Origin of the sequence: Microbispora sitophila (genome assembly GCF_014892245.1) — a bacterium.
Taxonomy (GTDB): Bacteria; Actinomycetota; Actinomycetes; order Streptosporangiales; family Streptosporangiaceae; genus Microbispora; species Microbispora siamensis.
Genome location: NZ_JADBGC010000010.1, coordinates 177833 through 201103 on the forward strand (window position 1 = coordinate 177833; position 23271 = coordinate 201103).

General features: G+C 72.0%; 18 protein-coding genes. 13 read left to right on the forward strand and 5 right to left on the reverse strand.

Annotated elements, in window-relative coordinates; all coding sequences use genetic code 11:
- The first annotated feature begins 33 nt into the window (after positions 1–33).
- Complete coding sequence (locus IL992_RS20110) at positions 34–600, forward strand: TetR/AcrR family transcriptional regulator (RefSeq protein ID WP_193204897.1); 567 nt, start codon at positions 34–36, stop codon at positions 598–600.
- 5 nt (positions 601–605) lie between these two features.
- Here the strand turns inward: IL992_RS20110 and IL992_RS20115 are convergent, their stop codons facing one another.
- A complete protein-coding gene (locus tag IL992_RS20115) occupies positions 606–995 on the reverse strand; it encodes a RidA family protein (protein WP_193204898.1) in 390 nt (129 codons plus the stop codon).
- A 73-nt stretch (positions 996–1068) separates the two neighbouring features.
- Between IL992_RS20115 and IL992_RS20120 the strand changes: the two genes are divergently transcribed.
- Positions 1069–1926 carry a LysR family transcriptional regulator gene (locus IL992_RS20120; protein ID WP_193204899.1) on the forward strand — a complete coding sequence of 286 codons (858 nt, stop codon included), beginning with the start codon at positions 1069–1071 and terminating at the stop codon, positions 1924–1926.
- Between the two features lie 48 nt (positions 1927–1974).
- Here IL992_RS20120 and IL992_RS20125 read toward each other — a convergent pair whose 3' ends face one another.
- On the reverse strand, positions 1975–2523 hold the full coding sequence (locus tag IL992_RS20125; protein ID WP_193204900.1) for a DUF4245 domain-containing protein: 549 nt from the start codon (positions 2521–2523) through the stop codon (positions 1975–1977).
- A gap of 46 nt (positions 2524–2569) precedes the next feature.
- Positions 2570–3163 carry a TetR/AcrR family transcriptional regulator gene (locus IL992_RS20130; RefSeq protein ID WP_193204901.1) on the reverse strand — a complete coding sequence of 198 codons (594 nt, stop codon included), beginning with the start codon at positions 3161–3163 and terminating at the stop codon, positions 2570–2572.
- Positions 3164–3309: 146 nt separating this feature from the next.
- Between IL992_RS20130 and glpX the strand changes: the two genes are divergently transcribed.
- Complete coding sequence (gene glpX, locus IL992_RS20135) at positions 3310–4338, forward strand: class II fructose-bisphosphatase (protein ID WP_193204902.1); 1029 nt, start codon at positions 3310–3312, stop codon at positions 4336–4338.
- Between the two features lie 4 nt (positions 4339–4342).
- Here glpX and IL992_RS20140 read toward each other — a convergent pair whose 3' ends face one another.
- Positions 4343–4990, reverse strand: a complete 648-nt coding sequence (locus IL992_RS20140; RefSeq protein ID WP_319018686.1) for a DUF1707 SHOCT-like domain-containing protein — start codon at positions 4988–4990, stop codon at positions 4343–4345.
- A gap of 104 nt (positions 4991–5094) precedes the next feature.
- Here IL992_RS20140 and IL992_RS20145 point away from each other — a divergent pair, with 104 nt between their 5' ends.
- Complete coding sequence (locus IL992_RS20145; protein WP_193204904.1) at positions 5095–7476, forward strand: ATP-binding protein; 2382 nt, start codon at positions 5095–5097, stop codon at positions 7474–7476.
- Between the two features lie 83 nt (positions 7477–7559).
- Complete coding sequence (locus IL992_RS20150) at positions 7560–8783, forward strand: MFS transporter (RefSeq protein ID WP_226873412.1); 1224 nt, start codon at positions 7560–7562, stop codon at positions 8781–8783.
- Here IL992_RS20150 and pdxR read toward each other — a convergent pair.
- Entirely contained in the window at positions 8773–10137 is a 1365-nt protein-coding gene (pdxR, locus tag IL992_RS20155; RefSeq protein ID WP_193204905.1) for a MocR-like pyridoxine biosynthesis transcription factor PdxR, read from the reverse strand. The two genes, IL992_RS20150 and pdxR, sit on opposite strands and share 11 nt — an antisense overlap.
- 67 nt (positions 10138–10204) lie before the next feature.
- Here pdxR and IL992_RS20160 point away from each other — a divergent pair, with 67 nt between their 5' ends.
- From IL992_RS20160 to IL992_RS20195, 8 genes are all read left to right on the forward strand, one after another.
- A complete protein-coding gene (locus tag IL992_RS20160) occupies positions 10205–11131 on the forward strand; it encodes a DMT family transporter (protein ID WP_193204906.1) in 927 nt (308 codons plus the stop codon).
- 297 nt (positions 11132–11428) lie between these two features.
- Entirely contained in the window at positions 11429–13081 is a 1653-nt protein-coding gene (locus tag IL992_RS20165) for a fumarate hydratase (protein WP_193205038.1), read from the forward strand.
- A gap of 99 nt (positions 13082–13180) precedes the next feature.
- Positions 13181–14635 carry a serine/threonine-protein kinase gene (locus IL992_RS20170; RefSeq protein WP_193204907.1) on the forward strand — a complete coding sequence of 485 codons (1455 nt, stop codon included), beginning with the start codon at positions 13181–13183 and terminating at the stop codon, positions 14633–14635.
- Between the two features lie 42 nt (positions 14636–14677).
- Positions 14678–16183, forward strand: a complete 1506-nt coding sequence (locus tag IL992_RS20175; RefSeq protein WP_193204908.1) for a serine/threonine-protein kinase — start codon at positions 14678–14680, stop codon at positions 16181–16183.
- 3 nt (positions 16184–16186) lie between these two features.
- Positions 16187–19096, forward strand: a complete 2910-nt coding sequence (locus tag IL992_RS20180; protein ID WP_193204909.1) for an NACHT domain-containing protein — start codon at positions 16187–16189, stop codon at positions 19094–19096.
- Between the two features lie 11 nt (positions 19097–19107).
- A complete protein-coding gene (locus tag IL992_RS20185) occupies positions 19108–20499 on the forward strand; it encodes a class II fumarate hydratase (protein ID WP_193204910.1) in 1392 nt (463 codons plus the stop codon).
- A 67-nt stretch (positions 20500–20566) separates the two neighbouring features.
- Positions 20567–21340 (forward strand): 3-hydroxybutyrate dehydrogenase, encoded by a 774-nt coding sequence (locus IL992_RS20190; RefSeq protein WP_193204911.1) that lies wholly within the window; start codon positions 20567–20569, stop codon positions 21338–21340.
- Positions 21325–23265 (forward strand): helix-turn-helix domain-containing protein, encoded by a 1941-nt coding sequence (locus IL992_RS20195; RefSeq protein WP_193204912.1) that lies wholly within the window; start codon positions 21325–21327, stop codon positions 23263–23265. Before IL992_RS20190 ends, IL992_RS20195 begins: the two co-directional genes overlap by 16 nt.
- Positions 23266–23271 lie beyond the last annotated feature (6 nt).

The window sequence follows — 23271 nt, forward strand, 5'->3', positions numbered from 1 at the left end:
TCGTACTAGTACGGCTATTGGTAGCGTATTGCCATGCCACCCACTAATCCGGCCCGTCGACAAGCCCTGACCGATGCCGCGATCGAACTGCTGGCGTCGTCGGGCGTGCACGGCCTGACCCACCGGGCGGTGGAGAAAGCGGCGGACCTCCCGCCGGGAACGGCTTCCAACTACTTCCGCACCCGTGAAGCGCTGCTGATGGCCGCCGCGGAGCGCATCGCCGAGTTGCATCACGCGGACACCGACCGGGCCGTCAAGCAGCCCGCGACGCTGGTCGACCTGCTGACGGAATCGTTGCTCACAGCGGCGACCACGCTGCGCAACCGCTATCTGGCGATCTTCGAACTGCAACTGGAGGCCGCGCGCCGGCCGGCGCTCGCCTCGGCTCTCGCGGGCCTGCAGGACACGGCATCGCTGGTCACCGCCGGGCACCACGAAGAACTCGGCCTCGACATTCCACGCGAGAAGATCCCCGCCATGATCGCGCTCTACGGCGGCGCGCTGTTCACCCTGGTCAGCGCGCCGCCGGAGCACGTCAGCAGGAACGTCGTCCAGAACATGGTCGAGGTCATCGTGTACGGCTGCGTTCAGCCGGCGTAAGCATGTCAGATGCCGGGGCGCCGCGCGTCGACCTCGATCTCGATCTTCATGCGGGGGTCGGCCAGACCACACTCCATCATCGTGGCGGCCGGCCGCACGTCGCCGAAGCGGCGGCGCAGCACCGGCCAGCACGGCTCGAAGTCGGCCCGGTCGGGCAGCAGGTAGCGCACCCGCACCACGTCGGCGAAGCCGCACCCCGCCTCGGCCAGTGCGGCCCCGATGTTGCGCAGACACTGCTCGGCCTGCTCCACGACGTCCTCGGAGATCGTCATGGTGGTGTAGTCGAAACCGGTCGTCCCGGACACGTGCACCCGGTCGCCGTCCACCACGGCCCGGGCGTAGCCGATCTGCTCCTCGAACGTCGAGCCGCTGAGGATCACACGTCGCTCCGTCATGCGCGGAACGCTAGGCCGACGCGCGGCGATACGTCTAATACATCCTCAGACATGGCCTGATATCTCTGTGCGTATGGAGCGCCCCGAACTCCCCCTGGCGCAATTGCACGCCTTCGTCGTGCTCGCCGAGGAACTGCACTTCAGCCACGCCGCGGCCCGCCTGGGCATCGCCCAGCCCCCGCTCAGCCAGCAGATCCGCCGCCTGGAGGACAAGGTCGGCCACGCGCTGTTCAGCCGAGAACCGGGACGCGTCGCCCTGACCGCGGCGGGCCGCGAACTGCTGCCCGCCGCCCGGCGTGCCCTCACCGATCTCGCCGACGGCCTGGCCGCCGCCCGGGCCGTCGGCAGCGGCCGGGCCGGGCGCCTGCGGGTCGGCTTCGCCGCCTCCCTCGCCCTGACCGTCCTGCCCGGTCTGCTGCGCGCGTTCCGGGAGCGATTCCCCGACGTCCGCCTGGACATCCACGAGATGACCACCGCGCCGCAGATCGCCGCCCTGCGCGACAAGGCCATCGACGTCGGCCTGCTGCGGGAACCCCCTGCCGACGACGCCGCCGACGGGGCGGAACTCGCCTTCAGGACGGTGCTCACCGAGCCCTTCGTGGCCGTGCTGCCGTCCGCTCATCCGCTGGCCGCCCTGCGGACAGTACGGCTCTCGCGACTGGCGGACGAGCCCTTCGTGCTCCTGCCCCGCGCCGCCGGCCCGCGGCTCCACGACCAGATCACCGGCCTGTGCGCGGCGGCGGGGTTCACGCCCCGGATCGTCCAGCGGGCGGTGGAATGGCAGACCGTGTGCGCCCTCGTGGAAACCGGCCTGGGCGTCTCCCTGGCCCCGGCGAGCATCCGGCGCATCCGGCTCAAGGGCGTCGCCTTCCGCACGGTCGAGCCCAACGCGCGCACCCGGGTCGCCGTCGGCTGGCGTGAGGACGACTAGAGCCCTCTGGTCGCGCACCTGCTGGCGACCGTCAGCCGGGATCCGGGTTCAGCCCGCTGACGACACCGGAGAAGGCTTGGCCTGAGGGGCGAGGGTCCGCACGAGGGCGGTCAGCTCGTCCCAGTCGGCCGTTCCGGTGACGACCACCGTGTGATCGGGGAAGACGCGGACCAGCGTCCGCTGGTTCTTGTCCTGACGGAACCGTTCCTCCCAGGTCACGCCGTCGATCTGGCGGCTCCCGCCGGGCTTGTCGGTGTTGGCCATGCGGTTCACGAAGTCCGCGGACGGTCTCTCGTCGCTCTGGGCGAGCATGGCGTGCTGCCGCTTGGCGGTCGCGAACCCCAGCCGCCACGTCACGGCGCCGTTCTTCTGGGTCAGTGACGAGCTGTTGGGCACCCAGTCAGGCAGCACCCGGCTCGGGGCGACGATTTCGTACGGCGCCGTGCGCGCCGCGTTGACCCGGTCGATGGAGAAGTCCACCCGGGGGATGTGCTCGGTGCGGCTCTGCGGCGTGATGAGCAGGAACGCTCCGACGGCGGCGAGGCAGACGAGGAGCGCGAATGCGTAGCCGTAGAGTCCCTGGGTGAATCGTCCCACGTAATGCGAGATTAGTCGGTGGAGCGGGCGGTGGCCGTACCGGCCTTCACGAGTGCCGAATATCGCCGATGATGCGAAGAGCGTCCTCGGCCATCCTCCGGGCCTGCTCCGGGTCGTCCGACAGCGTGACCTCCTGCACGACGGCCGCCAGGGCGCCGGTGACGACGACGACCAGGGCGTCCTCGTGCTCGAACAGCGCCGCGGTGCGCCTGGCCCACTGCCGGAGCCGGTCGCGCATGATGACCTCGAACCCGGGCGGGGCGTCGCCGCGCAGGAAGAGCGCGGCGAGATCGCGCTCGGCGAGGCAGCCCTCCAGGTAGGCCCGCGCGGCGGCGAGGAATTGGGGCATCGGGTCGGTTTCCCCGGCCGCCCGGGCCTCCTGCACGGCCTGCCGGGTGCGCTGGGTCTGCCGCTTCTGGAACTCCTCGAACAGCGTCAGGTAGAGGTCGGCCTTGCCGGAGAAGTGGTGGTACAGGCTGCCGACGCTGGCGCCGGCCTTGGCCACGACGTCGGTGACGCCCGCCTCGGCGAAGCCGCTCGTGATGAACGTCTCCTTGGCGGCGTTCAGGAGGGCTCCTCGGGTCGCCGCACCCCGCTCCGATGTGCGCATCATCACTTGTCGTTCGGTGTCGCCGCTCATGCGGCGACGATATCTCCGACCCGTCCGTTCCGGAGGTCCGCGACCGCAAATGGCCTCCTACCTGGCCCAACAGGTTCAGACCAATCGGACAAGAACGGCTTCGCGAACTACGATCGCTAGAACGGCACCTACCTAAAAGGGGATCAATGGCTGATCACGTACCGGCCGCTCTGGCGACGGGGGAACGCGCACCCGACCGCAACCTGGCTCTAGAACTGGTCAGGGTGACCGAGGCGGCGGCGATGGCGGCCGCGCGCTGGGTGGGACGCGGGGACAAGAACGGGGCGGACGGCGCCGCCGTGAACGCCATGCGCCAACTGATCAACACGGTCTCGATGAAGGGCGTCGTGGTGATCGGCGAGGGCGAGAAGGACAACGCCCCGATGCTGTACAACGGCGAGGAGGTCGGCGACGGGACCGGCCCCGAGTGCGACGTCGCCGTGGACCCGATCGACGGCACCCGGCTGTGCGCGCTCGGCATGAACAACGCGATCTCCGTGATCGCGGTCAGCGAGCGCGGCTCGATGTACGACCCGTCCGCGGTCTTCTACATGGAGAAGCTCGTCACGGGCCCGCAGGCGGCCGATCATGTGGACATCGACGCCCCGGTGGCCGACAACATCCGCGCCGTGGCGCGGGCCAAGGGCGCCAAGCCGTCCGACGTCACCGTGGTGATCCTGGACCGGCCCCGGCACGAGCGGATCGTCAAGGAGATCCGGGAGACCGGCGCCCGGATCCGTTTCATCACCGACGGCGACGTGGCCGGCGCGATCATGGCGGCGCGCAACGGCACCGGTGTCGACCTGATGCTGGGCATCGGTGGCACGCCCGAGGGCATCGTCGCCGCCTGCGCGCTCAAGTGCATGGGCGGCGTCATCCAGGGCAAGCTGTGGCCGCGCGACGATGAGGAGCGCCGCAAGGCCCTCGACGCCGGGCTCGACCTCGACCAGGTGCTCACCACCGACGACCTCGTACGCTCCGACGACGTGTTCTTCGCCGCGACGGGCATCACCGACGGCGAGCTGATGCACGGCGTGCGGTTCCAGGGCGGCGCGGCGGTGACGCACTCCCTCGTCATGCGGGGACGGTCGGGCACGATCCGCAAGATCGAGAGCGAGCACCAGCTCTGGAAGCTCGGCGCCTACAGCGCCATCAACTTCGACACCGCCGTCTGAGACCTCAACGGCCGAACAGGCGGCGGCGGGGGCGCTTCGGCGAGCGGGCGACGACCTTGCCGCCGAAGACGAACCCGGCGAGCTCGATCACGGGCGCGTCCGGCGCGAAGTCGGTCGCGCCCGGCGGGAGCCGCACCTCGTTCCTGAGCGACCGGACGCGGGCGTCCGGGGCGGTCACGATCCGCACGCCCTCGGGGACCGTCAAGTTGACCGTGCCGGCCATGACCGCGAGCTGCACCACCACGTGCCGCGACTGGAGCAGCGCCTCGCACAGGTCCATCGTGACCGTGCCGCCCAGGGACGTCACCGGCACCTGGGAGGGCACGACCCACCGGCCGCCACGGGTCTCCGTACGGAAGAAGGCGGTGACGGGACGGCTGTCCACCCGGAACGGCTGGCTCTCCGGCGGCAGCAGATCCACGGTCAGCTCGGCCAGCTCGCCGAGGGTCCGCGCGGCCCAGACGCGCTCCACCCGTTCCTCGTGTTCCAGCGGCGTGAGCCGCCCGTCGGTGACGGCGTCCGCGAGCACCGCGACGATCCGCTCCCGATCGGCGTCGGAGGCCCGCAGCAGGGAGGGGTCGGGCGTGTCCGGGGTGCGCGGCGAGAGGAAGGCGGAGATCCACTTCACGGCTGAGGACTCGCTGCTGCTCACACCATCGAGAGTATGCGCTCCCCGCACGACGGTCACCATGCGACGCGGCGCGCGACGTCGACCCCCACGTTGACCGGGACTTCGTGGCCGCTTAGCGTGAGGAGGTGGTCGCGGGGGCGGTGACACGGCAGGTCGGCAACCTTCCAGCCGACCTGACGAGTTTCGTCGGCCGGCGGCGTGAGCTGGCCGAGATCAGGCGGCTGCTTTCGGCGTCGCGTCTGGTGACGCTCACGGGAGTGGGCGGCGTCGGCAAGACCCGTCTGGCCCTGCGGGCGGCCGCCGAGCAGCGCCGCGCGTTCGACAGCGTCTGTCTGGTGGATCTGAGCACCGTCACCGATCCCGCGCTCGTGGCGGAGACGGTGGCGGCGACCATGGGCGTACGGGACGAGTCGGCGGCCGGCCCGGTGGACGCGCTGGAGCAGGTGCTGTCCTCGCAGCGGACCCTGCTCGTGCTGGACAACTGCGAGCACCTGCGGGACGCCTGCGCCGTGCTCGCCGACCGGCTCCTGCGCGCGGCTCCCGAGCTGCGCATCCTCGCGACGAGCCGGCAGTCGCTCGGCATCACCGGCGAGCACCAGATGAAGATCTCGCCGCTGCCCGTCCCCGAGCCGGGCCGGCCGCTCGACCGCAGGTCGTTGGAGTTGTACGACGGCATCAGCCTGCTGACGGAACGGGCGGCGGCGGTCCTGCCCGGCTTCACCGTCACCGAGGACAACCACGCGGCCGTCGCCGAGCTGTGCCGCCAGCTCGACGGCATCCCCCTGGCCATCGAGCTCGCCGCGGTGCGGCTGCGGGCCCTGTCGGTGAACGCGCTCGTCGAGCGCCTGCGCGACCGCTACCGCCTGCTCACCGGAGGCAGCAGTACGGCGGTGCCGCGTCAGCAGACCCTGCACGCGCTGGTCGACTGGAGCTTCCAGCTGCTGCCCGCCGCCGAGCGGACGCTGTGGACCCGGTTGTCGATCTTCCCCTCGCACTTCGACCTGGACGCCGTCGAAGCGGTGTGCACCGGCGGCGGCATCGAACGCGACGACGTGCTCGACCTGCTCGACGCGCTGCTGGACAAGTCCCTGCTGCTGCGCGAGGAGCACGCCGGCGCGGTCCGCTACCGGATGCTCGACACGCTGCGCGAGTTCTGCCGCAAGCGACTCGGCGGGCCGGCGGAACGCCGGTCGCTCCAGCGGCGGCACCGGGACCACTATCTCCAGCTGGTGCGGCAGGCCGCCGCCGAGTGGTTCGGCCCCGACCAGTTCTCCTGGTCCAGGCGGCTGAACCTGGAGCAGGCGAACCTCCGCGCCGCGATGGACTGGTGCCTGCAGGAGCCCGGCGAGGCGGAGGCCGGGCTGCGCATGGCGACCTTGCTCACCGAGCCCTACTGGATAACCAACGCCTTCTTCAACGAGGCTCGCCACTGGCTCGACCGCACGCTGGCGGCGGCGCCGGAACGCACGGAGCTGCGCGCCCGCGCTCTGCTCTCCGACGCCTTCATGGCGCTCACGCAGGGGGACACCACGGCGGGCCTGCCCCTTCTCGACGAGGGCCGGGCGCTGGCCGAGGAACTGGGCGATCCGGAGATCCTGGCGCACGCGTCCCTGATCGCCGGGCTGGCGGCGCACTACAGGGGCGACTACGCGAGCTGCGCCGAACTGCTGAACCTGGCCCTCGTCGAACAGGAGGCCGCGGGTCACAAGAGCGGGATACTGATGTCCCTGACCACGCTGGCGGCGACATTGGGCCAGCTCGGCGACCGCGAGCGCGCGACGGAGCTGTTCGAGCGGAGCATCGAGCTGACCAGCAGCCACGGGGAGAGAGTCGGCCGGGCCTGGGCTCTGACGATCTTCGCGATCTACCTGTGGCAGTGCGGCGACGACGAGCGGGCGACCGCACTGGCGCGCGAGGGGCTGGCTCTGGGCCGCGACTTCGGCGACCGGCTGAACGCCGCGACGAACCTGCAGACGCTCGCCTGGCTCCTCACGGGGAAAGGCCGTAACGCGGAGGCCGCGCGGCTCCTGGGAGCCGTCGAGGAGATCGGACGCACGATGGGCCTGACCCCGACCAGGGTCAAGCGGTTCGCCGAGTTCCACGAGAACTGCTTGACCACGCTCCGGAGCAGGATGGGCGACAAAGCCCTCGGCCGGGAGCTGCGCCGGGGCCGCCGGATGACGCCGGACGAGGCGATCGAGGAGGCGCTCGGCGACCGGGCCGAGGGCGCGCCGACGCGGCCGGAGGAGGCGATCGTGGAGGCCGAGCCCACGCCCCCCGCGACGACGGTCTCCACGGCCGAGCCGTCCCCGCTCACCCGGCGGGAGCAGGAGATCGCGGAGCTGATCGCGCAGGGACGGAGCAACAAGGAGATCGCCTCCACCCTCGTCATCTCGCAGCGCACCGTGGAGGGCCACGTCGAGCACATCCTGGACAAGCTCGGCTTCGCCTCCCGGGCCCAGATCGCCGCCTGGATGGCCGCCCGCGAGGCAGGCGGCCGATCCTGACCGGCGCACCCCATTGACCGGGCGGGTGACGGCTCCTACGCTGACCAAAACTTGAACCCCCCTCATGTTCCTGGAGGCGTGCGATGCCGGCAGAGGACACGGTGCCTACTTCTCGCGACCGGCAGGCGCGGCTCGCCACGTTCGCGGTGTTCTTCGTCCAGGGCCTCACCTTCGCCACGCTGCTCACCCAGGTGGCGGCGCTGCAGAAGAAGCACGGCCTGTCGGACGGCGAGCTGACCATCCTGCTCCTCGTCGTCCCGGTGATCGCCGGGGCCGGGAGCGCGCTCGCCGGGGCCGCCGCGTCCCGGTGGGGCAGCCGCCCGATCCTGCGCCTGGTGCAGCCGCTCGCCTGCGCCGCCGTCGTGCTCGCGGGCCTCGCCCCGAACGTCCCCATGCTGGTGGCGGCCAACGTCCTGTTCGGCCTCGGCCTGGGCGGGGTGGACGCGGGCATGAACATGCAGGGCGTCGCGGTCGAACGCGAGTACGGCCGGGCGGTGCTCACCGGGTTCCACGCGCTGTGGAGCGTGGCGGCGGTCGTCGGGGCGCTGTGGGCCTCCGCGGCGGCCACGCTCGGCCTCGGCCTGCCCGTCACGTTCGCGATCGCCCTGGTCCCGGCCGCCGCTCTCGCCGTCCTCTCCTCGCTCTGGCTCTACCGGCCGGAGGAGGAGCACCGGGCATCCGCGGCCCGGGACGAGGACACGGGTGCGGGCAGGCCGGCCGGGGCCGCGTGGCGCCCGATCATCCCCCTCTGCCTGGCGATGGCGTTCCTCTACGTCGGCGACTCGTCGGTCTCCAACTTCGGCACCGTCTTCATGGACAAGGTCCTGCACGCCTCGGCGACCGTGATCCCGCTGGCCCTGGGGGCCTACCAGCTCACCACGTTCCTGGTGCGCGTCGGCGGCGACCTCGCGGTGCGCAGGTGGGGCCCGGCGGCCATCGTCCGCGCCGGGGGCTCCGTCGCGACGCTGGGCTTCATCGCGATCGTGGCGGCGCCGACGGTGCCGCTGGCGATCGCGGGCTTCGCCCTCACCGGGATCGGCCTGTCCGTCGTCGCCCCGCAGTCGTTCTCCGCGGCCGGCCGCCTCGACCCGGCGGGCACGGGCGTGGCGATCGCCCGGGTCAACATGTTCAACTACGTGGGATTCATCGTCGGAGCCGCGCTCGTCGGCGGCCTCGCCGACGCCTCCGGCTTCCGCGTCGCCTTCGCCGCACCGCTCGTCCTCGCCGCCGCGATCATCCTGCTCGCGCGCGGCTTCCAGCCGCGTACGGCCGACCCGGCCGCCGCGACCACCGTCGTCACCCCCTGACATTCCCCGCCAGAGCGCGTACGGCCTCGGTGACGCGGTGGGCGGGCAGGCGGGCGAAGCCGATCACCAGCCCCGGCGAACCGTGAGCCGGTGTCACGGCCTCCGCGGACAGGCCGGCGGCGCGGGCGGCCTCGGCCAGGCCTGACGGGTCGCCCCCGTCGTCCATCTCCGCGTACAGGTGCAGTCCCGCTGAGATGCCGCGCACGGTGATCCAGGGCAGGTGCTCGGCCAGGGCGCCGACGAGGGCGTCCCTGCGCCGCCGGTACTCCCGGCGCATCCGGCGCAGATGTCGGTCATACGCCCCGCCGGCGATGAGATGGGCGAGCGCGTACTGGTCGATGACCGGCGAGCCGAGGTCGAGTTCCCCGCGCGCGAGCCGTACGGCACGGGCGACGCGCGGCGGCGCCGCGATCCAGCCCAGCCGCAGCCCCGGAACGAGGGACTTGCTCACGCTGCCCGCGAGCACGACCCGGTCGGGCGCGAGGCCCTGCAGGCACCCGACCGGGTCGCAGTCGAAGCGGAACTCGGCGTCGTAGTCGTCCTCCAGCACGAGGGCGCCCGTGCGGGCCGCCCACTCGACCAGCGCGGCGCGGCGGGCCGGGGACAGGACGACGCCGGTCGGGTACTGGTGCGCCGGGGTCACCAGCGCGGCGTCGGCGTCACCGGGCAGGGCCCCGACGACGATCCCCTCCCGGTCGACGGGCACGGGGACGGTGTCCGCCCCGGCCCGGCGGAGCAGCGGTAACTGACGTGCGCTCGTCGGGTCCTCGACGGCCAGGACGACCCTGCGGCCCAGATCCCGCACCAGCGCCTGGACGGCGAGACTGAGCCCCTGAGCCACCCCGGTCACGATCATGACGTGGTCCGCCGGCGCGTCCGCCGCGCGCACCCGGCCGAGGTACGCGGCGAGTTCGCGGCGCAGGGCGGGCACCCCGCCGGGGTCGCCGTAGTCGAGCGCGTCGTTGGGCAGCGTGGCCAGGACGTGCCGGACGGCGGCGAGCCAGGCCTGCCGGGGAAAGGCGCCGAGGTCGGGTGAGGTGGGCCGGTGACCGTAGTAGGGCCAGCAGAGCGGTTCGTCCGGAATCTGCTCGGCGGCGGCGTGCCGTCCGGCCCCCGCCGCGACCCGGGTGCCGGCGCCGGTCCTGGATTCGAGGAGTCCCTCGGCCACGAGTTGCTCGTAGGCCTCGACGACGACGCCGCGCGACAGGCCGAGATCGCGGGCGAGGTCGCGGGTGGCGGGCAGGCGGGTGCCCGGGACGAGCCGCCCGGACCGGACGGCGTTCCGCACCTCGCGGGCGATCTGCCCGGCGAGCCCGCCCGCGGCCCTGTCGACCACGAGATGAAGATCGGCCATTGGTACACTCTAATGCCCCACGATTGGACCATGGCGCAGGACCAAGCCGTCCCTAGCATCACCTGACATGAACACTCATGTGGCCGGAGCAGCGGGTGCGATGTTCCTCGTGGGGACGTTGGCGGCGGTCTCCGGCGTTATCGCGGACTATCCGGTCCACGGGGGTCAGGCGCTCCGCTACGCCCTCGCCGCCGTGATCCTGCTCGCCGTCGCCAGGACCCGCGGGCTCGGATGGGTGCGGCTCCGGGCGCGCCAATGGGCGCTGCTCGCCGCGCTGTCGCTGACGGGACTCGTGCTGTTCAACGTCTGCGTGGTCGAGGCGACCCGCGCGGCCGGGCCCGCGCTGCCCGGCATCGTCCTCGGCACCGTGCCGCTTGCGCTCGCCCTCGTGGGCCCGATCTTCACGGGCGCCCGGCCGTCCCCGCGTGTCGTGGCCGCGGGTCTGGTGGTGGTCGCCGGAGCCTCGCTGGCGACCGGCGCCGGCAGCGGGAACGTGACCGGACTGCTGTGGTCGCTGGGAGCCCTGGTCTGCGAGCTCTGCTTCTCACTGCTGGCCCTGCCGCTGCTGCCGCTGATCGGCCCCCTCAGGCTGTCGGCCTGGACGTCCGCGCTGGCGGTGCCGTTCCTCCTGGTCGTCGGCGTCACCCTGGACGGCCGTCACGTGCTGCGCGTGCCGACCGGCGCGGAGGCTGCCGGCCTGGCCTACCTCGCCCTGGTGGTGACGACCGTGGCGTTCTTCCTGTGGTATCGCTCGCTGCCCCACCTGGGCGCGGACCGGGCGGGGCTGTTCGCCGGGATGATCCCCGTCGGCGCGCTCGCCACGGCCGCCTTTCTGGGGATCGCCGTCCCCTCCGCGGCCGACCTGGCGGGCGCGGCCCTCGTGATCAGTGGGATCGCCCTCGGGCTCCGCTCACCCTCACCTCGTCGTCCTGTTCGATCCTTCGCGGCTCGTCGCGCGGCACCGCTCGCGCCCCGGGAGGGGACCACCAGCTGATGTCGCCGTCCTTGACCTGCCGCAGCACGAGCGTGAGCAGCGACACCGCCAGGGCCACGAGAATGCCGATCGCGAAGATGACCATGACCCATACCTCGGCGTTCATGACCCCTCCCCCCTGTGCTCTATGTCTCAATTATCCCGCTTTGCGGCCGAATGTTCAGTATGAACTTATTCAAAAGCTACTCACGGCCCGGCATGATGACCACGGCCCGCGCGCCGTACGCTGTGCAAAGACCATGGGCGGTCCGCGCGGCGGGCGCGCCCGACCAGGCAGACCACGAGGAACCGAGGACGATGCCGGAGTTCGACTACACCGACCTGCTCCCGCTTGGACCGGACGAGACGGAGTACCGCCTGATCACCACCGAGGGGGTGCGGGTCACCGAGGCGGCCGGGCGCAGGTTCCTGGAGGTCGAGCCGGAGGCCCTGCGGCTGCTCACCGAGACCGCGATCCACGACATCTCGCACTACCTGCGGTCGTCCCACCTGGCCCAGCTCCGCAAGATCGTCGATGACCCCGAGTCGAGCGGGAACGACCGCTTCGTCGCCCTCGACCTGCTCAAGAACGCGAGCATCTCGGCCGGCGGCGTGCTGCCGATGTGCCAGGACACCGGCACCGCGATCGTCATGGGCAAGCGCGGCCGGCACGTGCTGACCGACGGGCGCGACGCCGAGCACCTCAGCCGCGGCGTGTATGACGCCTACACCAGGCTCAACCTGCGCTACTCGCAGATGGCGCCGCTGACGATGTGGGACGAGAAGAACACCGGCTCCAACCTGCCGGCGCAGATCGAACTGTACGCCGAGGACCCGGGCGGCCACCCGGACGCGTACAAGTTCCTGTTCATGGCCAAGGGCGGCGGCTCGGCCAACAAGTCGTTCCTCTACCAGGAGACCAAGGCGGTCCTCAACGAGAAGCGGATGCTCGCCTTCCTCGAGGAGAAGATCCGCTCGCTCGGCACCGCCGCCTGCCCGCCGTACCACCTGGCGATCGTCGTGGGCGGCACCAGCGCGGAGTACGCCCTGAAGACCGCGAAGTACGCCTCGGCCCGCTACCTCGACTCCATCCCCACCGAGGGCGCGCCGAGCGGGCACGGCTTCCGCGACCTGGAGATGGAGAAGAAGGTCTTCGAGCTGACCCAGAAGCTGGGCATCGGCGCGCAGTTCGGCGGCAAGTACTTCTGCCACGACGTGCGGGTCATCCGGCTGCCCAGGCACGGCGCGTCCTGCCCGGTCGCCATCGCGGTGAGCTGCAGCGCGGACCGCCAGGCGCTGGCGAAGATCACCCCGGAGGGCGTCTTCCTGGAGCAGTTGGAGACCGACCCCGCCCGCTTCCTGCCCGACACCACCGACGAGCACCTCGGCGGCGATGTGGTCAGCGTCGACCTCAACCGCCCGATGCCGGAGATCCTCGCCGAGCTGAGCAAGTATCCGGTCAAGACCCGGCTGTCGCTCACCGGCCCCCTCGTCGTGGCCCGCGACATCGCCCACGCGAAGATCGCCGAGCGGCTCGACGCCGGCGAGGACATGCCGCAGTACATGAAGGACCACGCCGTCTACTACGCCGGCCCGGCCAAGACCCCCGAGGGCTACGCGTCCGGCTCCTTCGGCCCCACCACCGCCGGGCGGATGGACTCGTACGTCGAGCGCTTCCAGGCGGCGGGCGGCTCGATGGTGATGCTGGCCAAGGGCAACCGCTCGAAGCAGGTCACCGAGGCGTGCCAGAAGTACGGCGGCTTCTACCTCGGCTCGATCGGCGGTCCCGCCGCCCGGCTGGCCCAGGACTGCATCAAGAAGGTCGAGGTCCTGGAATATCCGGAGCTGGGCATGGAGGCGGTCTGGAAGATCGAGGTCGTGGACTTCCCGGCCTTCATCGTCGTCGACGACAAGGGCAACGACTTCTTCGCGGACACGACCGGTCCCGTCCTTACCATCGGACGGCGCTGACCCTGCGGGGAGGTTGTCAGGATCTTTGACAGAAGATCTCAACAATTTCCCGGCATGGTCTCTACAGGTCGCACTACACAAATCGGTAAGCTGCCACCCATGCGTGCGCCGTCCGGATACCTGTTAGCCGCGCGCTATCGGCTGATCGAGCCGGTCGGGCGCGGCGGGATGGGCACTGTGTGGCGCGCGCGTGACGAGCTGCTCGACCGCGAGGTGGCTGTCAAGGAGGTGCGGCTTCCGCTGGTCCTCGACGAGGATCTGCGGGCGGAGCTGTGCGCGCGCACCGAACGCGAGGGCCGGGCGACCGCCATGGTCGCCCACCCCTCGGTCATCACGGTCTTCGACGTCATCACCGAGGACGACCGTCCCTGGATCGTGATGGAGCTGCTCAGGGCGCGGTCGCTGGAGGAGCTGATCCGTCAGGAGGGCCCGCTGCCGCCGCGCCGGGTGGCCGACATCGGCCGGCAGGTGCTCGGCGCGCTGCGCGCCGTCCACGGCAAGGGCATCCTGCACCGGGACGTGAAGCCCAGCAACGTGCTGGTGACCGACGACGACCGGGCGGTGCTGACCGACTTCGGGCTGGCCGCCCTGGAGGGCGACGCCTCCATCACCCAGGCCGGGATCGTCCTCGGCTCCGCGGGCTACATCGCCCCGGAACGCGTCCTCGGCGACAAGGCGAGCCCGGCGGCCGACCTGTGGTCGCTGGGCGCCACCCTCTACACCGCCGTCGAGGGCCGCGGCCTGCACGGGCGCCGTACGGCCGCGGCCGCGCTCGCGGCGCTGACCAGCGGCGCTCCGATCCCCATGGAGAAGGCGGGCCCGCTCGCCCCGGTCCTTCGCGGCCTGCTCCAGATCGACCCCGCGGCGAGGCTCGACGGCGTCCGCGCGGCCCACGCGCTGTCCAGGATCGCCGCCGGAGGCGCGGCCGAGGACCCGTTCGCCTCCCCGTTCCGGAGCGGGCGGCCCACGCCGCCGCCCATCGCCCCGCAGCCCACCGCGCCGGAAACCCGGAAGCCGCCGCAGCGCAGCCGGGGGCAGCACCGGGCCGAATCGCGGCCCACGCCCAAGGTGACTCCGCGCGACCGGGACTCCGGCCCCCACCGGCAGCCCGGGCCGTACGGCCAGCCGTACCGGCCCGGGGAGCACGGCCAGCCCCACGCGTACGACCCGTACGCCTCGGGGCGGAACGACGTGTTCGCTCCACAGGGGCAGTCCGGCCAGTATGGGCAGTTCGGCCAGTACGGGCAGTTCGGCCAGAGCGGTCAGCTGCGACACAGTGGCTCACCCAGTGGCTCACACGGCGGCTCCTTCAGTGGCCCCCACCAGCAGATGGGGCAGTCCGGCCACCACCGCGGCTACCCGCGCGACTTCGGTTACTCGCGGGAGGCGCCTTCCGTGCCGTCCCAGCGTCGGCGGCCGAGCGAGGGCATGCACCGCAAGCCGTCGGAGCCCGCCCTCCACCACGTCGTGCGCATCCCCATGATGCGGCACGTGGCGAAGATGATCAAGATCCTGCTCCCGCGCCGGTATTGGCCAAGAATCTTCATCAAGTAACCAGAAAGCGATTTCCAAGGTGGAATCGCTATCTTTCTAGATATGCCGGAACAGCACCCGCGGCTGCTCGCCGACCGCTACGAGCTGCGCACCCGCATCGGCCGGGGAACCATGGGCACCGTCTGGCGGGCGTACGACCGGTCGCTCGGCCGGGAGATCGCGGTCAAGGAGATCCGCCAGGACCCCTCGCTCAGCCCGCGGCAACGGCAGGAGCTGCGCGAACGCATGATGCGCGAGGGCCGCATGGCGGCGCGCGTCAGCCATCCCTCCGTCGCCACCATTCACGACGTGATCGTGTCCGACGGCATTCCGTGGATCGTCATGGAGCTCGTCGAGGGGCGCTCGCTGGAACAGGTGATCGACGAGGAGGGGCCGCTGCCGCCGCGTCTGGTGGCGGAGATCGGCTACGACCTGCTCGGCGCGCTGCGCGCCGCCCACGCCCAGGACATCCTGCACCGTGACGTCAAACCGGCGAACGTGCTGCTGACCGAGACGGGCAGAGTGGTGCTGACCGACTTCGGCATCGCCAAGGCGCTGGGCGACCACGCGCTCACCCAGACCGGCATGGTGATCGGCTCGCCGGGATACACCGCCCCGGAGCGGGCCCGGGGCGATTACACCGGCCCCGAGTCCGACCTGTGGTCGCTCGGCGCGACGCTGTATTTCGCCGTAGAGGGACGGCCGGCGTACGAACGGGCGACCGTGGGCGAGACACTGGCCGCGTTGATGACGGAGAACGCCGACGCGCCCACGCAGGCCGGGCCGCTGCGGCCGGTCCTGGACGGGCTGCTGGAGAAGGAGCACACCGCGCGCCTCACGCCCGAGCGCGCCGCCGCGATGCTGCGCCTGATCGCCGACACCCCCACGGGCTCCATCCCCGCGGTGCCCCCAGTGCCCCCAGCCCCGGTGCCCCCGGCGCCGCCCCCGCCTGCGCCGGCTCCCGCGGGTGAGGCGAAGGCGCGCCCCGACGGGAACGGCTCGGCCGACCGGTCCCACGCCGCGGAGTCTCGCGGCAGCACCCTGCCCGCCACTGGGGCCGCCGCAGCGGCGGCCGCCCGACCCCCCGGAGGGAACATGACCGGAGACGACGAGGACGACGCCAACCGCACGGTGGTCGTCCCCCGCCCCGCAGGCGGCCTCCGCCTCCCGTCCCCGCCTCCGGGCGGCCCCCAGAACCGTGCCGCAGGCGAGCCGGTCCCCGACGCCACCGACAGGCACAGCACCACGGTTCCCGGAAGGCTGCCCGGGCGGGGACCGGCGACGCCCCCGTCGCCCGGCCCCGCATTCGCCGGGAACGGCCCCGTACCCACGCCAGGGCCTCCCGCCGGACAACATCCGCCACACCCCGGCACCTCCCAGCCCGGCTCCTTCCAACCCGGGGACGGCGTCCCGGGAAGGCCGCCCAGCCTGGGCACGGACCTGTTCGCGATGCAAAGTCCCGCCGGCCCGGACGCCAAGACGCAGGCCCGGGTGCTCGTGACGATGGGGATCGCGCTCTTCGGCGTCCTCGCGCTGATCCTCCTGGGCGTCTTCGTCTTCGCCAGGTGACCGGTGCGCAAAGGGATCGGCTACGCCGACGCGGTGCGCCTGCTCGGACAGGAGAGCAAGGTCGCGAAGGCCCTCACCGGCACCCTGATCGAGGCCGTGCCGGTGCTGTCGCTGTTCGACGTCAAGGACGAGGCCGTACGGCTGGCGGGCGAGGTGACCGGCAGGCTTCGCGACCGGGTGACGGGCCTGAACCGGTACGACCGGACAGCCCGGCTGGAGGCGGCCCAGGCCGTCCTCGTCGTGGCGGCGTTCTTCGAGGCCCTGGATGAGCTGCCCCTGCCGTTCGATCCGAAGGATCTCCGCCTCGACCGGGACGAGCAGGCGGCGCTGGCCGGGTCCGGCGCGGGTCGGGCACCGTTCGTCCACACGCTGGTGACGATCGAGCCGGCCGGTTTCCGGGCCGATCACTCCTACGCGGACATACTCGACTCGATCGGCGCGTACTACCGCAAGCTCGCCACGGCACTGACCGGGTTCATCTCCGGGCTGGCGGTCCGTGACCGGCTGGATTCCACCGAGTGGACTCGCGCCACGACGACGATCAAGGAGGAAATCCCCGAGACCGCCCGCCGGAGGTACGAGGAACTTCACCGGCGGCTGGCTCTGGACATCCCCGAGTTCGCGCTCTGGCGCGACACGATCGAGCGGCGGCGACTCGCCACAGGGCTGGGCGAGCTGGAGGCATTGCTCGCCCAGGTCGCCGCGCGCACCAGGACGCCGGAGCACCGGCACGCGCTGTCGCGCGCCCATCGGGCCGTCCTGGACCGGCCGATCGCGCAGTCCGGCGAGGTCCCCGCGGGCATGCGCATGCCCGCGCTTGTCGAGGCGTACGTGAACCCGCGCTTCCGGCCGGCCGAGTACGGCGAGCAGGCCGATCCGAGCGCGGAATGGTGGTGGGACCAGAGGGAGCCGAGCGACGACATCGCCGGCTTCCTGGCCCGCTACTTCACCTCGCCCGAGGCCACCAGGATGCCGCTGGTCGTGCTGGGCCAGCCCGGCGCGGGAAAGTCCGTACTCACCAAGATCCTGGCCGGTCGCCTCCCGGACGGCGACTATCTCCCGGTGCGCGTGCCGCTGCGGGAGGTGCCGGCCGACGGGACGATCCAGGAGCAGATCGAAGCCGCCGTACGGGAGACCACCGGCGAGCACCTGAGCTGGCCGGAGCTGACACGGTCGGCGGACGGCGCGCTGCCGGTCGTCATGCTCGACGGGCTGGACGAGCTGCTCCAGGCCACCGGCGTCCATCGATCCGACTACCTGAGCCGCGTGGCCGACTTCCAGCGCAGGGAGGCCGAGCTGGGCCGCCCGGCGGTCGTTCTCGTGACCACGCGGACCGCCGTCGCCGACCGGATGCGCTTCCCGCCGGGATGCCTGACGATCCGGCTCGAACCCTTCGAGGAGGAGCAGGCCCGCCGCTGGCTGGCGGTGTGGAACGCCGCGAACGACGAGTACTTCACCGCGCACGGCCTGAAGCCCCTGCCGCCCGAGGCGGCTTTGGCGCACGGCGACCTGGCGTCGCAACCACTGCTGCTGCTGATGCTCGCGCTGTACGACGCCGACGCCAACGCCCTGCAGCGCGGCGAGACCGGGCTGAGCCAGGCGGAGCTGTACGAGCGGCTGCTGACCCGCTTCGCCCGCCGTGAGGTGGACAAGCACCAGCCGGAACTGCCGGAGACGGCGGCGGCGCAGGCCGTGGAGATGGAGCTGCGCGCCCTGGCCGTCGCGGCGTTCGCGATGTTCAACCGGGGCAGGCAGTGGGTCACGACCGACGACCTCGACGGCGACCTGGCCGCGCTGCTCCCGGCTCCGGCGGCCCGGACGACGAGCTTCCAGGCACCCCTCTCCCGAGCCGACCGGGTGATCGGGAAGTTCTTCTTCGTCCACCAGGCGTCCGCGGAAAGGGACGGCGCCAAGCTCCGGACGTACGAGTTCCTGCACGCCACCTTCGGGGAGTACCTCGTCGCGCGGATGACGCGCGACGTCCTGCGCGGCATGGTCGCCCGCGAGACGGCGGCCGCGGCCGATCCGTTCTTCGCTCCCGCACAGCCCGACGACGGGCTCCTCCACGCGCTGCTGTCGTTCTCACTGCTGACCGAGCGGCAGCCGACCGTGGCGTTTCTCCGCGACCTGCTGCCCGCTCTCGACCGCCAGCCCACCATCGACCTGCTCGTCCGGCTGCTGCACGGCGCCGAGGCCCGGGCCGATCAGAGCTACGCCGACTACCGGCCCGGGAGAAGCTCGTTCATCACCCGGTACGCCCACTACACGGCCAACCTGGTGATCCTCGCCTCCCTCATCGCCGACGGCATAGCGGCCGGCGAACTCTTCCCCGGCGGTGAGCCTCCGGCCGACGCCTGGTGGCGCCTGGCGACCCTGTGGCATTCACGGCTGAGCAGCGAGGCGTTCACCGTCATGTCCCTGCTGTTCGAGGTCGAAAGAGTGACGCGGAACGATGTTTCCGACTTGATCGTCCGTTATGCCGGCGACGCGGAGCGCCGATGGCGCGGCCGGGTGACTCCGCGGTGGACCGGGGAACGGCAGTTGCCTGTGCCGACACGCCGGACGCTCGACGTGGCGCACTTCCTCGGCAACCCGCTGCTGGACAGCGTGGCCCTTGCCGCCGAGCCGCCGATCATGGCCGAGGACCTCCACTTCACCGCTCACCTCGCCGGCGAAGGCGATCAGACCATCGTGCACCTGGCGAAGGCGTGGCAACTCACCGCGGGGATGCGGGAGACGATCGAGGCGATCGCGGCGGCCCTCCGTGAGGAGTATTGGAACCATCCCCCGACAGTCTCCACGGTCTTCCGGGAGGTGACGGGGTCGGAGCTGCCTGATGAGGTCGTCGTGCCTCAGGTTCTTCGTTCAGGGGACGCGCATCCGGGCAGGAACGATGCGACAGGGAGAGGCTGAGGGACTGAGACATGGACGAATTCCGGATCGAGCACGACTCCATGGGCGAGGTCCGGGTGCCCGCCCGTGCCAAGTGGCGGGCCCAGACGCAGCGGGCGGTGGAGAACTTCCCGGTGTCCGGCCGGGGGCTTGAGCCCGCGCACATCGCGGCGCTCGCCCGCATCAAGGCCGCCTGCGCGAAGGTCAACGCCGAGTACGGCGTCGTCGACAAGGACATGGCGCAAGCGATCCAGGAGGCGGCCGAGGAGGTCGCCGAGGGACGCTGGGACGACCAGTTCCCGGTGGACGTCTTCCAGACCGGCTCGGGCACCTCGTCCAACATGAACATGAACGAGGTCGTCGCGACGCTGGCGCAGGAGCGGCTCGGCCGGCCCGTCCACCCGAACGACCACGTCAACGCCGCCCAGTCGTCCAACGACGTCTTCCCGTCCTCCATCCACGTCGCGGCGACGTACGCCGTGGTGCACGAGCTGACGCCCGCGCTGGAGCACCTGGCGACCGCGCTGGAGGAGAAGGCGACCGAGTTCGCCGACGTGGTGAAGTCGGGCCGCACCCACCTCATGGACGCGACGCCGGTCACGCTCGGGCAGGAGTTCGGCGGCTACTCCACCCAGGTCGAGCTGGCACTCGAACGGCTCCAGGCCGCGCTGCCGCGCCTGGCCGAGCTGCCGCTGGGCGGCACGGCCGTGGGCACCGGTGTGAACGTGCCGGGCCCCGGCTGGGCGCAGGCCGTGATCGCCGAGCTGAGCCGGACGACCGGCCTGCCGTTCACCGAGGCCAGGGACCACTTCGAGGCGCAGGGCGCGCGTGACGGCCTGGTCGAGCTGTCGGGCATGCTCAAGGTGATCGCCGTCTCGCTCAACAAGATCGCTAATGACCTGCGCTGGATGGGGTCGGGCCCGCGCGCGGGGCTGGCCGAGATCAACCTGCCCGACCTGCAGCCGGGCTCGTCGATCATGCCGGGGAAGGTCAACCCGGTGATCCCCGAGGCCGTGACGATGGTGGCCGCGCAGGTCGTGGGCAACGACGCCGCGATCACGATGGCCGGGGCCTCGGGATCGTTCGAGCTCAACGTGATGCTACCGGTGATGGCCCGCAACGTGCTGGAGTCGATCCGGCTGCTGGCCAACGTGTCGCGGCTGCTCGCCGACCGGTGCGTCGGCGGGATCACCGCCAATGTGGAGCGCCTGCGCGAGTACGCCGAGTCGTCGCCCTCGATCGTCACCCCGCTCAACCGGTACGTGGGGTACGAGGAGGCCGCCAGGATCGCGAAGCAGGCGCTGAAGGAGCGCAAGACGATCCGGGAGGTCGTCATCGAGCGCGGCCACGTGGCGAGCGGCGCGCTGACCGAGGAGCAGCTCGACCAGGCACTGGACGTGCTCTCCATGACCCGCCCCACATAGGAATGCGGGCATCTATGTCGCCGGCCGCCATGTGCCGGGCGGAACCTGGTTCCTATCGTGAGGCAGCATGAGCCTTGAAGGGCGTACGGCCCTCGTCACCGGCGCGGGGAGCGGCATCGGACGGGCGTGTGCCCGGCGCCTGGCCGCCGAGGGCGCGCACGTCGTCGTCGCCGACATCAACGCCGAGGCCGCGGGCAAGGTGGCCGCCGAGATCGGCGGCACGCCGGTGGCCGTCGACCTGTCCGATCCGGAGTTCCTGGTGGCCTGGCGGGGCCAGCTCCCGCCCTCGCCGGACACCCGCCTCCAGGCCGACATCGTGGTGAACAACGCGGGGTTCCAGCACGTGGCCCCGATCGAGGAGTTCCCGCCCGAGATCTTCGGCAAGATCATGCGGGTGATGGTCGAGGCGCCGTTCCTGCTCGTACGGGACGTGCTGCCCGGCATGTACGAGCGCGGCTGGGGCCGGATCGTCAACATCTCCTCCGTGCACGGCCTGCGCGCCTCGCCGTTCAAGGCGGCCTACGTGACGGCCAAGCACGCGCTGGAGGGCCTGTCGAAGGTGATCTCCCTCGAAGGGGCGCCGCACGGCGTGACCTCCAACTGCGTCAACCCCGCCTACGTCCGCACACCGCTCGTGGAGAACCAGATCGCCGACCAGGCGCGCACCCACGGGATCAGCGAGGACGAGGTGGTGGAGCAGATCATGCTCGCCCCCGCGGCGATCAAGCGGCTGATCGAGCCGGACGAGGTGGCCGAAATGGTCGCCTACCTGTGCGGCCCGCAGGGATCGTTCGTCACCGGCGTCTCGATCCCCATCGACGGAGGATGGAGCGCGCGCTGACCACTCCGGCCCCCAAGAACACGACGGCCTCGAAGAACACGAGGGCCCGGATGAACACGGACGGCGCCCGCGCCTACCTCGACCTGCTCGCCCGCGAGGCGTCGGCGGTCGAGTTCGAGGGCCCGATTCTGCAGGCCAGGGCGGCCGGGGCCGACTCCGCGACGCTGGAGGAGCTGGAGCGGGCCAAGGTCGCGGCGCTGCAGGTGCGGGCCGTGCTGCGCCGGCGGGCCAAGCGGGAGGCGGAGCTGTCGGCGCTGTTCGACACCGCCAGCGACCTGGCCGGGCTGCGCGACCTCGACGCGGTGCTCGAGGCCATCGTGCACCGGGCCAGACAACTGCTCGCGACCGACATCGCGTACATGACGCTGAACGACCCCGAGCGCGGCGACACCTACATGCGGGTGACGGACGGGTCGATCTCGGCGAGCTTCCGGCGGCTGCGGCTGCCCATGGGCGCCGGGCTGGGCGGGCTGGTGGCGCAGAGCGGCACGCCGTACAACACGGCGGACTACTTCGCCGACCCGCGGTTCCGGCACACGAACACGATCGACGTGGCCGTCCACGAGGAGGGCCTGGTGGCGATCCTCGGGGTGCCGCTGCGGCTCGGGACGCAGGTCATCGGCGTGCTGTTCGCGGCCAACCGCAGTGCCAGGCCGTTCGCGCAGGAGGAGGTGGCGCTCCTGTGCTCGCTGGCGGCGCACGCCGCCGTGGCCATCGACACCGCCCGGCTGCTGCAGGAGACCCGGGCGGCACTGGCCGAGCTGAGCGAGGCGAACACCCTGATCAGGGCGCACAGCGAGTCGATCGAGCGGGCCGCCGACGCGCACGACCGGATGACCGGCCTCGTGCTGCGCGGCGGCGGGGTCGAGGACGTCGCCGCGGTCGTCACCGAGGTGCTGGGCGGCCGCCTGACCGTGCTGGACGACGAGGGCCGCCCCCTCGTGGGCGAGTCCGGCGACCTGGACACGGGCGTGTTCGACGCCGCCCAGTCCTCGCGAGCGCTGGGCCGCACGGTCAAGCGCGGCGACGCGTACGTCGCCTCGGTGGATGTGGGGGCGGCGCCGCTGTGCACGCTGGTCCTGCGGACCGACCACCCGGTGTCCGACACCGACCAGCGGATCCTGGAGCGCGCCGCGATCGTCACCGCGCTGCTGCTGCTGTTCCGCCGCAGCGTGGCCGAGGCCGAGGGGCGGGTGCGCGGCGAACTGCTCGACGACCTGGTCTCCAGGCCCGAACTGCGCGGGCTGGACGACCGGGCCCGGCGGCTCGGCGTCGATCTCGACGCGCCGCACGTGCTGGTCGTGGCGCGGCACGACGGGCAGCGGGAGCGCGGCGCGTTCTGGGCGTCGTCGCAGGCGACGCTGGCGCACGGCCTGGCCACCGCCCGGGGCGACGAGGTGGTGCTGCTGCTGCCCGGCGACCGGCCCGGCGCGCTGGCCCGGCGCGTCGCGGCCGAGCTGAGCGCCTCGCTCGGCCGCCCGGCGACGGCGGGGGCCGCGCCGGCCTCCGGTCCGGTGACGGCGGTGGCGTCCGCCTATCAGGAGGCCCGGCGCTGCGCCGGGGCGCTGGTGGCGCTGGGCCGTACGGGCGACGGCGCGAGCGCCGAGGAGCTGGGCTTCGTCGGCCTGCTGGTGGGCGAGCGGCGCGAGGTGTCCGGCTTCCTGTCCGGCACGCTCGGGCCTGTGCTCGACTACGACGCGCGCCGGGGAACCGCCCTGGTCAAGACGCTGAACGCCTACTTCGGCGCGGGCGGCTCGCTGTCGCGTACGGCCGAGGCCCTGCACATCCACGTCAACACGGTGACCCAGCGGCTCGACCGGGTGGGGCAGCTGCTCGGCGAGGACTGGCAGGAGCCCGAGCGCGCCCTGGAGATCCAGCTCGCCCTGCGGCTGCACCGGCTGCGCACCCACATGCCGGACGCCTGAGGTGTG